The organism is Sphaerisporangium rufum (assembly GCF_016863395.1).
Classification (GTDB): domain Bacteria; phylum Actinomycetota; class Actinomycetes; order Streptosporangiales; family Streptosporangiaceae; genus Sphaerisporangium; species Sphaerisporangium rufum.
This window is the reverse complement of the sequence record NZ_BOOU01000034.1, coordinates 79,396-94,029: the sequence shown is the minus strand read 5'-3', so window position 1 is coordinate 94,029 and position 14,634 is coordinate 79,396. Positions and strand designations below refer to the sequence as shown.

Sequence of the window (14,634 nt, the reverse complement as noted above, 5' to 3'; positions counted from 1 at the left end):
CCGCCCGGCGGGCCCGGCGGCAGCCGCCCCGTCGCCACCTGACCTGCAGGGGCGGGCCCTCCCGAATGGCCACACCGTGACGACCGTCTCCCTGATCGTGCCCTGCTACAACGCGGCCAGGACGCTGCGCCTGTGCCTGGAATCCGCGCTCGCGCAGACCCGCCCGCCCGACGAGATCGTCGTGGTGGACGACGCGAGCACCGACGGCTCGGCGGAGATCGCCGAAGGGCTCGGCTGCCGGGTGGTGCGCCTGCCCGAGAACCGCGGCGTGTCGGCCGCGCGCAACGCGGGGGTGGACGCCACCACCGGAGAGATCGTCTTCTTCCTCGACGCGGACGTGGCGCTGCGGCCGGACGCGGTGGCCGCCGCGCTGGACGTCCTGGCGGGCGACCCCGGCTGCGGCTGCGTGCACGGCGTCTACGACACCGAGCCGCTCATCGACGACGGCCCGGTGGAGTGGTACCGCATCCTGCACGCCGCGCACTGGCGCGGCCGCCATCTCGGCGAGGTGAACAGCGTGGTGTTCGCGCTGGCCGCCATCCGCCGCGGCGTGCTCGCCGACACCGGCCGGCTGGACGAGACCCTGCGCGACTGCGAGGACGTCGAGTACAGCAGCCGCCTCGCGGTCCGCACCCGGATCGTGCTCACCGACCGGATGGTCGGCCGGCACGACGACGGCAGCCGCCTGCTGCCCATCCTGGCCGAGCAGTGGCGGCGCGCCCTGCCGCTGGTCCCGCTGGTGCTGACCACCAACCGGCGCGGCGCGGCCAAGCCGGAGCACGCCAACCGCCCGGCCGGCATCCTCGCCTGCGCGCTGGCCATGGCGACGGTGCCGCTCGGCCTGTTCTCTCCCGCCCTGCTGGCGGTGCCGGCCGCGCTGGTCGCCGCGTTCGTCCTCGCCGATCCCGAGCTGGTGCGGTTCGTGTACCGGCGGCGCGGCCCGGCCTTCACGGCGTACTTCATGGCCGTCCACCTGGTGGTGCACACGGTGCTGGTCGCCGGGCTCGCCGCCGGGGCGGTCCGGGTGCTCCCCGGCCTCAGGAGGCGGGCGGCCGAGCCGGCCTGAGCCCGCCGCCGGGGCGGGCCGCGGGGCCCGCTCCGCCGGTGAGCGCGGCCCGGTAGACCGCGATCGTCCCCTCCGCCGCCCGGGGCCAGCTCAGCGTCTCCCGGACCAGGTGCGCCCCCCGCTCGCCCAGCTCCCGGCGCAGCACCGGATCGGTCATGACCTCGACCACCACCCGGGCGATGTCGTCCGGATCGGCCGCGCGCACGTACCTCGCCGCCGGCCGGTCCGGATCGCCGAGGAAGATCCGCGAGAAGCCGTCGCCGAGGATCGTGGGCCGGCCGAGGGCCATGGACTCCGTCGCCACCAGCCCGAACGGCTCGAACAGCGAGGGGAAGACGCAGGCGTCGGCCATGGCGTAGTAGTCCGGCAGCCGGCGCCCGTCGACGAAGTCGCCGGAACACAGCACGCGCCCGTGCAGGCCGTGTTCGGCCACGATCCGCGCCACTCCCGCCTCGTCACCGGCTCCGACGATCACCAGGCGCAGCGCGGGGACATCGGCGGCGATCCGTCGCATCGCCGCCAGCAGCTGGTAGACGCCTTTCTGCCGTTCGATCCGGCCGACGAACAGCAGTACCGGGTCGGTGGCGCCGATGCCGAGGCGCTCGCGCAGCGCGGCGGCCCGTCCGCGCAGCGCCCCCGGGTCGAACCCCGGGCCGGCGAGCAGGGTCTCGTAGGTGCCGCCCAGCCGGACGACGTCGATGGGCGTCCGGTCCCAGCCCGCCGCGAGCAGCTGCTCGCGCACCTCGGGGGTGGCGGCCACGACGCGCCGGGAGATCCGCGCCAGCCACCGCTCCACGGTCGCGAAGCCGCCCAGCGGATCGGTGACGGTGCGCTGCGGCGCCACGCCGTACTCGGTCGTGTGGACGTGCAGCACGACGGGCAGCCGCAGCACGTAGTGGCACAGCAGCGCGCACAGGAAGTTCGTCGTGTCGTGCACCGCGACCAGGTCCGGGCGCCCGGCCCGCCCGGCCCGGCACAGCCGCAGGAAGTATCGCCAGTTGCTCGCCACGACCGTCGCCACCAGCAGGGCGAACTCCGCGCCCCGGGTGCGGTTGAGCCGCCGGCGGCGGGCGATCGCGCCGAGCAGCCGGCCGAGCGGCCGGTACACCGTGACGCCGCCGGCGCGCTCGTGCACCGGCAGTTCCCCGTCGTTGAGCGTGAAGACCGCCATCCGGTGCTCGCCCGCCAGGAAGGGGGTGATCAGCTCGACATAGCGGCCCAGCCCGGCGGTGATGTACGGCGGGTACTGGTTGATGACACAGGCGATCTTCAGCGGTCTTCCCATCGCGGTCAGGCTCCGTGTTCGTTCTGCGCGCTTCGCGCGCGGGCTCGGGTGCTCTCGCCGCGAACCGGGCCGCGGGGTGCGCCTGGCTCGGGACCGCCCGGCCGGGTCGCGGGGTGGGCGGTGGGTGTCCGGTAGGCGCGGGCGGTGGCGGTGGCGACGATGGCCACCAGCAGGACGTTGGTCAGGGCGAAGCCGGCCAGGCCGCCGGTCAGCCCGCCCCAGGCGATGCACGCCGCCTGGCAGGCGAGCGCCACCGGGGTGCCGGCCGCCAGGCAGGCGATCAGCAGCCGGGCCCCCGGCACGCCGTCCATCGACAGCGCGACGGAGTACAGGTTGAAGACGGTGTGCGCGCCGATGCCGGCCGCCGACAGCGCCATCAGCCCCAGCGAGTACGGATACTCCCCGCCCATCAGCAGGAAGAAGACGGTGCTCGCCGCGAAGGAGAACACCGCCGTGCCCGCCGCGACCGCCGGGACCAGCCGGGCGATGCGCCGCATCACCCGCGGCTTGGCGGCGGTGGCGAGCATGGGCAGCAGCACCAGCCCGATCCCGTCGGTGAAGACCACCCCGAGCAGCCGCTTGGGGAAGCCGTTGTAGAGGGAGTACACGCCGACGTCGGCCCGGCCGGCCCAGTGGTTGAGGAACAGCACGTCCACCCCGAACAGCACCCCGGTGAACGCGGCGATCACGGTCACGTACCCGCCGTGCCGGTACAGCGACCGCGCCAGGGCCGGCGACCAGGCGCGCGGCCGCACCTGCAGGCCGGCCACGGCGATGGCCGCGAAGACCAGGTTGGTCACGATCAGCGCGACCAGGTAGGTCTCGGCGTCCCGGACGCCGAGGACGAGCAGGCAGTAACCGGCGGACGCCAGGTAGCCGGCGGCGACGGCCAGCTTCAGCCAGGCCACCCGGCGGAACCGCTTCAGCCCGCGCAGGAAGCTCTCGGCCAGCTGGTTCAGCGTCATCGACAGCGCCAGCGCCAGCGCGAACACCAGGGTGCGGGCGTCGACGCCGAGCGCGGGCCCGATCAGCGGCGCGGCCGCGGCACCGGCGGCCAGCACGCCGGTGCCGAGCACCAGGGTGCACAGCAGGGCCGTCGTCACCAGCGCCGGCCGGTCGGCCGGCGCCGACCGGGGCAGTTCCTGGAACATCACGTAGTTCAGGCTCGTCAGCATCCCGACGGTGACGATCAGCGCGATCGACAGCACCAGCGTGAAGTGGCCGAACGCCGCGGCGCCGGCCCCGCGGGCGATGACGAGCGTGGTGGCCGCCGCCGTCCCGCTGGCCAGGGTGCTCACCAGGGTGGGACCGGCCGCCCAGCGATGACCGGCGGCCAGCCGGGCCGCCCGGGCGCGCACGCCCGGGCGGCCGGCGGTCAGCCCGGGCACCGCAGGAACGCCTGCCGCGCGAACTCCAGGTCCTCGGGGGTGTTGATCCCGCGCGCCTCCTGCGGGTCGGTCACCGGCACCACCCGGAACGGCCAGTCCCGCACCCGCGACAGGTAGGACAGGAACGGCAGGAAGTTGACCTCCCCGGTGACCGCTCCGGGCGCGGCGCCGGCCAGGTAGAGGCGCCAGGCGGCACGCAGGCCCGCGGTGGCCAGGCAGAACACCCCGACGTCGCTGAGGCCGCCGGGCCGGCACGGGTCGCCCTCGCGGGACATCCGGACCCGGACCAGCCGGGTCTCGCCGTCCCCGGTCCCGCCGGGCGACCGGTCCGGTCCGGCCGCCGGACCGGCGCGGTCCAGCTCGTACTCGACGTACGGGTCGGGCATCGCCACCAGGGGAACGGTGAGGCCGGGACTCCGGTGGGCGGCGGCCACCCGGCCGACCGTCTCCGGCGACAGGTTCGCCTGGTCGCCCCAGACCACCAGGATCGCGTCGTAGGCCGCCCAGAACCGGGCCGCGCCGAACACGGCGTCGCCCATGCCCTCCGGCCGGTGCTGCACGCTCACCGACACCTCTCCGGCGGCGATCCGGGCCGCCGCCAGCTCGCGGAACGGCGCCTCGCCGTCGGGGGAGACGACGACGTGCACGTGCGCGACGTGCGGGCGCAGCCTGCGGTACAGCAGATCCCAGACGGTGACCCCGCCGGCCACCTCCACCATGATCTTCGGAGTGGCCGATCCGAGCCGGGTGCCCCGCCCGGCGGCCGGGATGACCGCGCAGGTCCGCGGCTCAGCCATGCCCCATCACCTCCCGGTCCAGCAGGCCGATGATCCGGGTCAGGTCCCCGGCGGCGACCGCCCCCGGCGCCGGCCGGTCGGCGTGGACCTGCAGCGTCAGCAGGCCGGCGCCCACCGCGGAGGCGACCCCGTGCGCGGAGTCCTCCACCGCGACCGCGGCGGCCGGGTCGACGCCGAAACGCCGGCAGGCCTCGGCGTAGAAGCGCGGGTCGGGCTTGCTGACCGGGACGTCGTCCCCGGTCAGCACGTGTCCGAAGTGGCCGGCCAGCGAGCAGTGCGCGAGCACCCGTCGCACCGAGCCGCGGCTGCCGCTGGTGACCAGGTGCACCGCGTGCCCGCCGCGCGCGAGGTGGTCCAGCAGCCGGCGGGCGCCGGGGAACACCGTCACCCGGCCGGCGGCCACCAGCTCGCGGTACAGCCGCCGCTTGCGCTCGGCCAGCCGGTCGGCGACCTGGCCGGGGCCGGCCAGCCGCGCGGCCACCGCGCCGGTGGTGGCGCCGGCGTGGTCGGCATAGCGGAAGGAGGCCAGCAGGGCGGGCGCCACCTCGGCGATCGCCTGCCGGAACGCGGCCTCGTGCGCCGGTCCGGAGTCGACCAGCGTGCCGTCCAGGTCGAACAGCCAGGTGCGGCGGGCGGCGGCCGGCCCGGCGGGCGGCCTCACTCGGCCACCGCCGGTGCCGCGCCCGCCGGGATGCCGGCCCCCACGCCGGCCAGCGCCTCGACGGTGCGCCGCCCGCAATGGACGCCGGGCGTGCCCGGGTCCTCCAGATCGGCGATCAGCCAGCGCGCCCCCGACCATTCGCCGTGGTCGAGCACGATCCGCGGCACCTCGGGCATCCGGGTGCCCGAGGCGGCGGGCACGGCGGGGCGGTGGCACAGCACGTGGGTCACCGTGCGCCGCTCGTTGCCCGGGTCGCCCAGGTGGTGCAGGGTGCGGCCCACCAGGGCGGGCGCGCTCAGCCCCTGGGCGTCGTGGTCGTCGCGGACGTTCACGACGAAGACCTTGGCCGCCGCCCGGCTGGCGGCGATCGCCTCGGCTATCCCGGGGGTGAGGTAGCTGGGCAGCAGCGAGGAGTGCGGCGTGCCGGGCCCGTACACGATGAGGTCGGCGTCCAGCAGCGCCCGCAGCGCCCGCGGATTGGGGGTGATCTCGGCGCGCAGGCCGTCCAGCGCCGCCCGCACCCGGCCGGCCGGCCGGCCGGACAGCGCGGCCAGCGTCGCCGGGCCGAGCCGCTCGCCGAGCAGGTAAAGGTCGCTGATCGGCACCGCGTCCTGCGGCGCGACGATGCTCGCCTCGTCCGCCAGGATCCGGCCGTCCCGCTTGACCGCCACCAGGTGGGCGTCCTCGCCACCGGTCACGTTGAGCAGGTGCACCGGCGAGCCGAAGGTGCGGGCACAGGATCCGATCGCGGCGTTGAAGTCCTCGCCGAGCCGCAGGTACGCGCCGGCGATCAGCAGGTTGCCCAGCGCGCAGTCGGCCAGGTCCAGCCCACCGGGGGCGGCGGCCAGCCGGCGGGCGAACACCCGCAGTTCCCGGCCGATCGCCTCGCGGGCCCGCGCGTCCAGCCCGGCGAACGCCGCCGGGCGGGCGTCCCCCGGGCCGCCGTCGATGGCCTCGATGAGCCCGCGCAGCCCGGCGCGGCCGGTCCCGGCGGGCAGCCGGTGGTCGAGCACGGCCGCCAGCGCCGCCTGCCGCGGGTCGCCGGGGTCCAGGTGCAGCCGCAGGTTCTTGCGGAAGTCGGACGGGCCCAGCATGCCGGGAAGGTAGCGGCGCAGCGCGCCGGTGGACATCCCGTCGTCGTACCCGTTGATCAGCAGCGTGAGGTCGACGCCGGGCGTGCGCAGCAGCCGGCGGGCGATGCTCGCCGCGCCGCGCCCGCCGCCGAACATGGCGACCGCGGCCGTCCCGGCCGCGATCACCGGGCCTCCTCCGGGGCCCGCAGCACGCCGCGGCGCAGCAGCCAGTTGCGATAGCCGAGGTAGCCGACGAACAGGGCCCGGTCCCGCGCGCCGCGCCAGAACCGCCAGCCGCGGGCGCCGCCGGCGCGCTCCCGGTGCTCGATCGGCACCTCCACCCAGGTGTGACCGAACTCGGCCACCCGGGCGGTGATCTCGGTGGAGCAGTTCATGCCGGACGACTCCAGCGGCAGCGACCGGAACAGCGGCCCGTGCACCAGCTTGAAGATCGAATTGAAGTCGCGGTACCGGGTGCGGTGCAGGGCGTTGCTGACCGCGCCGCTGGCCGCCGACCCCAGCCGGTAGCGCAGGCCGTCGGCCTTGCGGATCCGGGCGCCGGAGAAGGCGATCCCGTCGCCGGCCCGGACCCGCTCGACGAACCGGTCGAGGTTGGCGATCGGGAACTGGCCGTCGGAGTCCAGCAGCACCACCCAGTCCAGGCGGGTGCGGGCGATGGCGGCGGCGATGGCGGCGCCCGCGCCCCGGTTGCGGTCGAACGTGACGACGGCCAGCCGCGGGCACTCGGCCCGCAGGGCGGCGAGGATCTCGCCGGTGGCGTCGGTGCTGCCGTCGTCGCACACCACGATCTCCCACTCGCCGATCGCCGGGCTGCGTTCCAGGTAGTCACGCCATTCGGCCACCACGGCGGCGATGTTCGCGGCCTCGTTGTACGCCGGGGCCGCCACCGACACGTCGAGCGGGCGCGTCCGGGCATCCTTACCGGGCACTGTCACCTCCTGGGGAGGGTTCTGATGGTCTGAGACGGCCGCCGCCCGGCGGCCGGGGACCGCTAACGGACCTGGGCGGGGTCCGCGGTGCCGAGCAGGCGGCCGATCCAGCGGTCCAGGGGGAGGAGGTTGACGCCGAGCAGGATGGGGACGTGGGCCAGCGCGAAGACGATCGTCGCGCCGAAGGAGATGGGACCGCCGGTGATGATGTTGATGTGCGGCGCGTCGATGAGCGGCGGGATCGGCACCGGGTTGGCGACCTGCCACATGATGTCGAGGAACCCGGAGAACACGATCAGCACTCCGGTGACCATGATCTTCAGGCAGCGGGCGGGGCTGCCGCCGCCGATCCGGTAGGCGGCGGCCACGGTGAGCACGATCCCCGGATAGAGCAGCAGGTAGAGGTGGGTGTAGAACGAATCACCCTGGGCGCGGGCGCCGTCGCCGTAGTAGAACCAGCTGATCCGGGGGATCAGGTAGCCGGTGAAGAAGACGAACGGCACGTAGAGCAGCCAGTACAGGCGCGGCGACACCCAGGGGAAGAACGCGATCGCGCAGCACAGGCAGGCGAAGGCGAGCAGCTTGGCCACCAGCTGCCAGGGGGTCTCGATCTCCCGGGCGTGCGGGGTGGCCAGCCAGACGAAGGCGAAGCCGGCCGCCCCGACGGCCAGTGCGATCCACCACAGATGCACCGCCCAGCGGCGCGGTACGGCGGGGCCGCCAGGTGGGCGCGGGCCGGCGACCGGGCCGGGCAGGGGAGGCGGGCGATCTTTGCCGCGTGCCGTCATGAGGTCTCGGCACCTTCCTTCCAACATGCCTGAGCGCACGGTGCGGTGGCGTCAGGCGATCATCCCCGTGAGTGATGGATGTCCGGGTGGGAGCGCTCCCACGGCGGCGGCGTCCCCCGCGGCCGCCCAGGACGGGATCCTTGCCCGGAAGTATGGCACTCCACTGCCGGATAACCCCGGGCGTATCAAATAGTGAACATCACAAATTGATACATTCGCCGAACCGATCGGCCTTCAGGGTAAAAGCCCTATTTCCCGATAATGCGCTCCGGCGGCCTCGGCGAGCTCACCGCGGTGAATGCCGGATCACCCGGTCAGCGGGCCGGTGATCCTTCCCGCACCGGCACCTGTGCCGGCCGGGTGTGGCCGGCGCGCAGCCGGACGGTGCTCATCCGCGCGGTCACATCCGCCGCGGCGGGTCCGGCGTCCAGCCCGGCGAAGATCGCCCGAGCCCGCCGCAGGGCCGCCAGGGAGTCTTCGTAACGTTCCATTTCGTGGTCGAACTCGGCGAGCCCGCGCAGCATCACCGCCTCGCCGAGCCGGTTGCCGGCGTTCCGGCAGGCCGCCAGCGCGACGCGGTGGGACCGGGCCACCTCGTCCCAGCCGCCGGCCGCCGCCGCGTTGAGCAGCGTGGCGGCCAGCTCCCAGGCCAGCTCGTCGTGCCCGTGCGCCGCCGCCTGGCCGACCGCGGCGACCAGGCCGGGCCGCTCGGCGTCGAACCAGGCCGGCGGGTCCGCCAGCAGCTTGTCCTGCACCGCGGGCGGCGGGGGCCAGCGCGGCGCCCGCCCGCGCACCGGGGCGTGCCGCCGGACGCAGGCCAGGTGCGCGTCGGCCTCCTGCGCCAGCGCGAGCAGCGCGGCCAGCGCCCGGGTGACCACGACGCGCGGCGTCGTGTCGTTCTCCTCGGCGGCGGCCCGTTCCCGGGCGTACAGCCGGGCCAGCCGGTGGAACCGGTAGCGCGTCTGGCCGGTGGGGTCGGTCCCGCAGGCCTCCAGCAACCGGGCGTCCACCAGCGCGTCCAGCAGCTCCTCGGCCGGCTCCGGTGCGATCTCCAGCACGGTGGCCGCGGTCCAGGCCGCGAAGCACGGGGCGTCCAGCAGGCCGAGCAGCCGGAACGCCCGCCGGGCCGGCTCGGCCACCCGCAGATATCCGGCCGCCAGGCCGGCCCGCACGTCCAGGTCGCCGAGGACCAGCTCGTCCAGCCCGCCGGCGGCCAGCCGCGCGGCGAACCGGGCCAGCGTCCAGTGCGGCCGGGCGGCCAGCCGGCCGGCCGCGACCCGCAGGGCCAGCGGCAGCCGGCCGCACGCCTCGACCAGCTCCTCGGCGGCTCGCGGTTCGGCGCGGACCCGCTCGGCGCCGACGGCGGCGGTGAGCAGGTCCCGGGCGTCCCGCGGGGTCATCACCCCGAGGTCGACGGCCCGGGCGCCCGGCCAGCCGGACAGCCGCGAGCGGCTGGTCACCAGCACCGAGCAGCTGGGCGAGCCGGGGAGCAGCGCCCGCACGTGCGCCGGGCCGTCCGCGTCGTCCAGCACGACCAGGATGCGGCGCCCGGCGACCTGGGTGCGATACAGGTCGATCCGCTCCTCCAGGTCGTCGGGGACGGCCGCGCCGTGCACGCCGAGCGCGCGCAGGAACCGGGTGAGCACCCGGGCCGGGTCGGCGGGCCGCGGGCCGGAGCCGCCCAGGTCGGCGTACAGCTGGCCGTCGGGGTAGGCGTCGCTCAGCCGGTGCGCCACGTGCACGGCCGCCGCGGTCTTGCCGGCCCCGGCCGGCCCGGTGATCAGGGCCACGCGCACCGGGCCGGGCAGCCCGGGCGCCAGCGTGCCGCACAGCCGGTCCACCGTCGCGGCGTGCCCGGTGAAGTCGGCGATGTCCGGCGGCAGCAGCGACGGCCGGACGGCCGGCGCGGCGGCCGGCGCCGCGCCGGCCGCGGTGGGCGACGTCTCCTGGCGCAGCACCTTCAGGTGCGCCGCCCGCAGCTGCGGGCCCGGGTCGATGCCGAGCTCGTCGGCCAGCCGGGCGCGCACGGCCTCGTACTCGGCCAGCGCGTCGGCCTGCGCGCCGGAGCCGGCCAGCGCGAGCAGCAGCCAGGAGTGCACCGCCTCGTTGAGCGGCTCGGCGGCGGCGACCGCGCGCAGCTGCGGCAGCACCTCGCCGGCCAGGCCCAGCTCCAGCGCGGTGCGCGCGGCGTCCAGCAGCACGTTGATGCGCTCCTGGTCGACCGCGCGCACCCAGGGGTGACCCTTCAGCACGTGGTCCAGGTCGGCCAGGCAGGTGCCCTGCCACAGCTCCAGCGCGCGCAGCATCAGGCCGAGGGATTCGCGCGGCGCGGCGGCCCGGCGGGCCTCGGCGGCGGCAGAGCGGAACCGCAGCACGTCGGCGTCGCACCGGTCCAGCCGCAGGGCGTAGGCCGAGCCTAGCCCGGCCAGCCAGGAGGAGGCGGAGCGGGCCACGTGGTCGGGGTCGATCCGGCGGCGCAACCGTCCCACGTAGGTCTGCACCAGGTTCACCACCGAGACGGGGGCGCGCTCGCCCCACACCGCATCGATGATCTCCTGTCGGCGGACCGGCGCCCCGGCCTTCAGCAGCAGCAGGGCCAGCACGGCGCGCTGCTTGTCCGATCCCAGCTCGACCTCGGTGTCCCCCCGCCATACCCGTAACGGACCAAGCAGTTGAAACCGGATCGGTGCCATGACTCTCCCGGGAGGTATGGAGGGACGCCGGTGACGCCGGTGACGTCGGAAATCTGGAGAATCATATGTTTTGCCCATCTGGTAGGCGAGGTCGCGCGCTGTCCTATCGCGGCCATTCCGAGACCTTCCCGTAATGACCCGGCCGGCCCGGACACCCCGCGAACGCCCCCGCGCGCGGGGTACCGCCGCGCACTGGAGGCCCGCTGGCATCCGGCGCGCGTCCGGCGCCGGCCGGCCCGGCCGGCGTCCAGTCCGCCGGCGGCGCCGCTCCAGTGCCGCCGGTCATCGTTGGCGCAAGCCCTCGACGAGCGGGAGGAGGTACGAGATGAAGAAGATCACGATCCGCAAGGTGGGTCCGGTCCGGCTGACCGCCGCCGCGTGCTCCATCTACAAGAACGTGAACTAGTCCGGTTCACGGTGGAAGCGCCGGGCACGGCACGCCCGCGCCCGGCGCTTCCTTCGCCCGAAGCCGCCCAGCGACCCCGCACCAGCCGCACGGAGGGCCGTCCGCTTGAACGACGCCGACACCGGGCAGCAGGCCCCGGCGACCCGCCACGACCCCGACCGGCCGCTCCCGCTGCACCCGCTGGTCTACCTGGCCGACGGCGAGGAGGTCACGGTGGGCCGGCCGGACATCGACTCCTACGGCATCTTCCCCCCGGACGGCGCCGAACTGGTGCGCCGGCTGGAGCGGGGCGACACCCCGCGCGAGGCGGCGGCCTGGTACGCCGGCCGCTACCAGGAGAGCGTCGACATCGACGACGTGATCGAGGCGCTCGGCGAGCTGGACTTCCTGCGCGAGGAGACCGAGCCGGCGCCCCCGCCGGCCGCTCCGGTGCGCTGGCGGCGGCTCGGCGCGGCGGTGTTCTCCACCCCGGCCTTCGTGCTGTACGCGGCGCTGGCGGGCTGGGCGCTGGTCGCGATGGCCCGCCACCCCGACCTGGTGCCGAGCTACCGCAACGTGTTCTTCACCGAGTACTACACCATCGTGCAGGCGGCGCTGTTCGTCGCCGCCGTGCCCCAGCTGCTGCTGCACGAGGCGTTTCACGCCCTGGCCGGCCGGCGGCTCGGGCTGCGCTCGCGGCTGAGCGTCGGCCGCCGGCTGTACTTCATCGTGCTGGAGACCTCGCTGCCCGGCCTGGTCGCGGTGCCCCGCCGCCGCAGGTACCTGCCGATCCTCGCCGGGATGCTCGCCGACGTGCTGGTCATCGCGGCGCTCACCGTGGCCGCCGACCTCGGCCGCGGCCCGGACGGCACCTTCCCGCTGTGGGCCAGGTTCTGCCTGGCCTTCGCGTTCGCCGTGCTGCTGCGCATCGCCTGGCAGTTCTCCCTGTACCTGCGCACCGACCTGTACGTGCTGGTGACCACGGCCCTCGGCTGCGTGGACCTGCACGCCACGGCCAAGGGCATGCTCGCCAACCGGGTCAACCGGCTGCTCGGCCGCCCCGGCCGGCTGGTGGACGAGTCGGCCTGGCATCCGGTGGACCGGCGGGTGGCCCGCTGGTACTCCTGGCTGATCGTGGCCGGTTACGCGGTGAGCCTGACCACCTTCGTCCTGGCGGTGGTGCCGATCGTGTACCGGATGGCGGCCGGCGTGCTGGGCCGCTTCACCGGTGGCGGCGCGAGCGTCCCGGAACTGCTGGACTCGGCGGTCTTCACCGGGTTCGTCGCCGCGCAGCTCGCCGTGCTCGGCTGGCTGGCGATCCGCGACCGCCACCGCCGCCGGCCGGCACCCCGCCACGTCATCGCCTGAGTCCGACCGACGCCCGCCCGGCCGGCCGGGACGGGGTGACATATCTCGAAAGGGACGCACCATGGGTGACCACCACTGGATCCGGGGGGACCGGCGCCACGACCGCGACGCGCTGCGCGACCGGCTCGGCCTGCCGCCGGCCCTCGCGGTGCTCGACGCGCACCGGCGGCTGCGCGGGCCGTACACCGCGGTGGGCGCCCTGATGCGCGCCCTGGCCCCCGACGCGCTGGACCGCCGGCCGGACCTCGGTCCCCGGCACAACATCGAGATCCTCACCACCACGCCCGAGCTGCGGGACGCGGTGCCGCCGGCCTGGACGACGCTGGAGTGGACCGCGGGCAAGGGGGAGCGGACCCGCTTCTACTCCCGGCTGCACACGCTGAACATCGCCAACGGGCTGGCCGAGTTCCTGCGCGACCACCTGGCCGAGGCGGGCGGCGGGCCGCGCACCCTGGTGGTGGAGAACCTGCACGAGGCCGACCCGACCGACCAGGAGTTCGTCGCGGTGCTGCTGCGCCGCACCGACCTCGGCGCGCTGACCGTGGTGGCCGGCACCGGTACCGGCCCGATCGCCGACCCGCCCGGCGAGATCGCCATCTCGCTGGCCCCGATGCTGGAGGCGCACGCCGTCCGGCACGACGCCCCGGCGACGGCGCCGCCCCCCCTTCCGGCCGACCCGGCCGCGGCGTACGTCGCCGGGGACTGCACCTCCGACGACCCCCGGCTGCGCGAGGCCTACGAGCGGCTGCCGCGCGCCGAGCGCGCCCGCCTGCACGACGCCCGGGCCGCCGGGCTGGCCGCCGCGGGCGAGTTCTCGCTCACCCTCGGCGCCGTCCCCTACCACGCCGAACACGGCTCGGACCCGGCCGGCGCCGGGCTGAGGGCGCTGCGCGCCGCGATGGACCACTGCCGCGGCATCGGTCTCTACCAGGCCGCGGCCGACCTCGGGCTGCGCGGCCGGGCGATCGTCGAGCGGTCCGCCGACGAGGAGCTGTGGTGGCACTTCACCAACGCCACCAGCACCACCCTGGCCTCCCTGGGCCGGGCCGGCGAGGCGATGGACATCTACGACGAGGCCCGGGCCGCCACCGCCGACCCGATCGCGCACATGGAGCTCGCCTACGGCACCGCGATGCTCTACGCCCGGCACTATCCCGAGCCGCAGCGCGACTACCAGCGCGCCCGTGCCTGGATGAACATGTCCATCGCGATCGCCTCGCTGGTCGAGGACCCCAAGCGGCGCGCGTTCCACACCGTCTTCGGGCACAACGGGCTGGCCCTGGTGGAGACCCGGCAGAAGGGCGCGGCCGAGGCGCTGCGGCTGCTGGAGGAGGGCATGGCCCGGCTGGACCGGGAGCTCGCGCCCGGCGAACACCTGCTGCACCGCGCCGTGCTGCGCTACAACCGGGCGCAGGTGCTCGGCATGATGGGCCGGCTGGAGGAGTCGCTCGCCGACTACACCGCCGTGGTCGAGCTCGACCCCGACTTCCCCGAGCACCACTTCAACGTCGGCAACATCCTGCGGCGCCTGGGCCGCGAGGAGGAGGCGATCGCCGCCTACCGTCGGGCGCTGTCGCTGTCGCCGCCGTTCCCCGAGGCGTACTACAACCTCGGCGACGCCCGGCTGGAACTCGGCGACGTGGAGGGGGCGCTGGCCGACTTCGGCTACGCCATCGAGCTGGACCCCGGCCACGTGGACGCCCGGGTCAACCGGGCCGGCCTGCTGTGCGACCTGGGCGACGTCACCGGCGCGCTCGCCGAGGTCGAGACCGGCCTGGCGCTGGCCCCGGGCAACGCCCACCTGCTGTGCCTGCACGGCCGGCTGCTCGCCGAGCGCGGCGAGGCCGCCGCGGCCCGCGACGCGCTGTCGGCGGCGCTGGAGCGGGACGCGCGGCTGCCGGAGGCGTGGGCGCTGCGCGGGCAGCTGGCCTACGAGGCCGGCGACCTGCCGGGCGCGGTGCGCGACCTGGACCAGGCGGTGGAGCTGAGCGACGCGCCGCCGATCCTGTTCAACCGGGGCGTGGTCTACCAGGCGGCCGGCCGGTACGCCGACGCGGCGGCCGACTTCGAGAAGGTGCTGGCCGCCGGCGATGACGAGGAGGCCGCCGCGCGGCTGGACGCCTGCCGGCGGGGCGCGGCGGTCCCCTCCACCTGACCGAGGGCGGCCGGAGATGAGGCGG

General features: G+C 75.6%; 11 protein-coding genes. 3 read left to right on the top strand and 8 right to left on the bottom strand.

From position 1 onward, the window contains the following. The first annotated feature begins 76 nt into the window (after positions 1-76). Positions 77-1,066, top strand: a complete 990-nt coding sequence (locus Sru01_RS11720; RefSeq protein WP_239137323.1) for a glycosyltransferase family 2 protein — start codon at positions 77-79, stop codon at positions 1,064-1,066. Here Sru01_RS11720 and Sru01_RS11715 read toward each other — a convergent pair. The 8 genes from Sru01_RS11715 to Sru01_RS11680 all read right to left on the bottom strand — a co-directional run bounded on the left by Sru01_RS11715 (position 1,038) and on the right by Sru01_RS11680 (position 10,701). Beyond that, positions 1,038-2,351, bottom strand: coding sequence for a glycosyltransferase family 4 protein (locus tag Sru01_RS11715; protein ID WP_239137322.1), 1,314 nt, complete (start codon positions 2,349-2,351; stop codon positions 1,038-1,040). The genes Sru01_RS11720 and Sru01_RS11715 overlap by 29 nt on opposite strands. Before the next feature lie 5 nt (positions 2,352-2,356). Then, positions 2,357-3,739, bottom strand: coding sequence for a lipopolysaccharide biosynthesis protein (locus Sru01_RS11710; protein WP_239137320.1), 1,383 nt, complete (start codon positions 3,737-3,739; stop codon positions 2,357-2,359). Then, positions 3,727-4,536 (bottom strand): NTP transferase domain-containing protein, encoded by an 810-nt coding sequence (locus Sru01_RS11705; protein WP_203984193.1) that lies wholly within the window; start codon positions 4,534-4,536, stop codon positions 3,727-3,729. The genes Sru01_RS11710 and Sru01_RS11705 overlap by 13 nt, the downstream gene beginning before the upstream one ends. After that, the gene (locus Sru01_RS11700) at positions 4,529-5,197 is read right to left on the bottom strand and encodes an HAD family hydrolase (RefSeq protein ID WP_203984247.1); all 669 of its coding nucleotides are present in this window, start codon (positions 5,195-5,197) and stop codon (positions 4,529-4,531) included. The genes Sru01_RS11705 and Sru01_RS11700 overlap by 8 nt, the downstream gene beginning before the upstream one ends. Next, a complete protein-coding gene (locus tag Sru01_RS11695; RefSeq protein ID WP_239137318.1) occupies positions 5,194-6,456 on the bottom strand; it encodes a 2-phospho-L-lactate transferase CofD family protein in 1,263 nt (420 codons plus the stop codon). The genes Sru01_RS11700 and Sru01_RS11695 overlap by 4 nt, the downstream gene beginning before the upstream one ends. After that, on the bottom strand, positions 6,453-7,220 hold the full coding sequence (locus Sru01_RS11690) for a glycosyltransferase family 2 protein (RefSeq protein WP_203984192.1): 768 nt from the start codon (positions 7,218-7,220) through the stop codon (positions 6,453-6,455). Before Sru01_RS11690 ends, Sru01_RS11695 begins: the two co-directional genes overlap by 4 nt. Before the next feature lie 62 nt (positions 7,221-7,282). Further along, the gene (locus Sru01_RS11685) at positions 7,283-8,008 is read right to left on the bottom strand and encodes a hypothetical protein (RefSeq protein ID WP_239137316.1); all 726 of its coding nucleotides are present in this window, start codon (positions 8,006-8,008) and stop codon (positions 7,283-7,285) included. A gap of 314 nt (positions 8,009-8,322) precedes the next feature. After that, a complete protein-coding gene (locus Sru01_RS11680; RefSeq protein ID WP_203984191.1) occupies positions 8,323-10,701 on the bottom strand; it encodes an AfsR/SARP family transcriptional regulator in 2,379 nt (792 codons plus the stop codon). A 511-nt stretch (positions 10,702-11,212) separates the two neighbouring features. Between Sru01_RS11680 and Sru01_RS11675 the strand changes: the two genes are divergently transcribed. Together Sru01_RS11675 and Sru01_RS11670 are read left to right on the top strand one after the other, a co-directional pair. After that, entirely contained in the window at positions 11,213-12,454 is a 1,242-nt protein-coding gene (locus tag Sru01_RS11675; RefSeq protein WP_203984190.1) for a hypothetical protein, read from the top strand. Positions 12,455-12,515: 61 nt separating this feature from the next. After that, a complete protein-coding gene (locus Sru01_RS11670; protein ID WP_203984188.1) occupies positions 12,516-14,609 on the top strand; it encodes a tetratricopeptide repeat protein in 2,094 nt (697 codons plus the stop codon). The last annotated feature ends 25 nt before the right edge of the window (positions 14,610-14,634 follow it).

Bases quoted from the DNA above. Each gene is read 5' to 3' on its own strand.
- Sru01_RS11670 (WP_203984188.1), top strand. From the start codon at position 12,516: ATGGGTGACCACCACTGGATCCGGGGGGACCGGCGCCACGACCGCGAC.
- Sru01_RS11705 (WP_203984193.1), bottom strand. From the start codon at position 4,536: ATGGCTGAGCCGCGGACCTGCGCGGTCATCCCGGCCGCCGGGCGGGGC.
- Sru01_RS11715 (WP_239137322.1), bottom strand. From the start codon at position 2,351: ATGGGAAGACCGCTGAAGATCGCCTGTGTCATCAACCAGTACCCGCCG.
- Sru01_RS11685 (WP_239137316.1), bottom strand. From the start codon at position 8,008: ATGACGGCACGCGGCAAAGATCGCCCGCCTCCCCTGCCCGGCCCGGTC.
- Sru01_RS11680 (WP_203984191.1), bottom strand. From the start codon at position 10,701: ATGGCACCGATCCGGTTTCAACTGCTTGGTCCGTTACGGGTATGGCGG.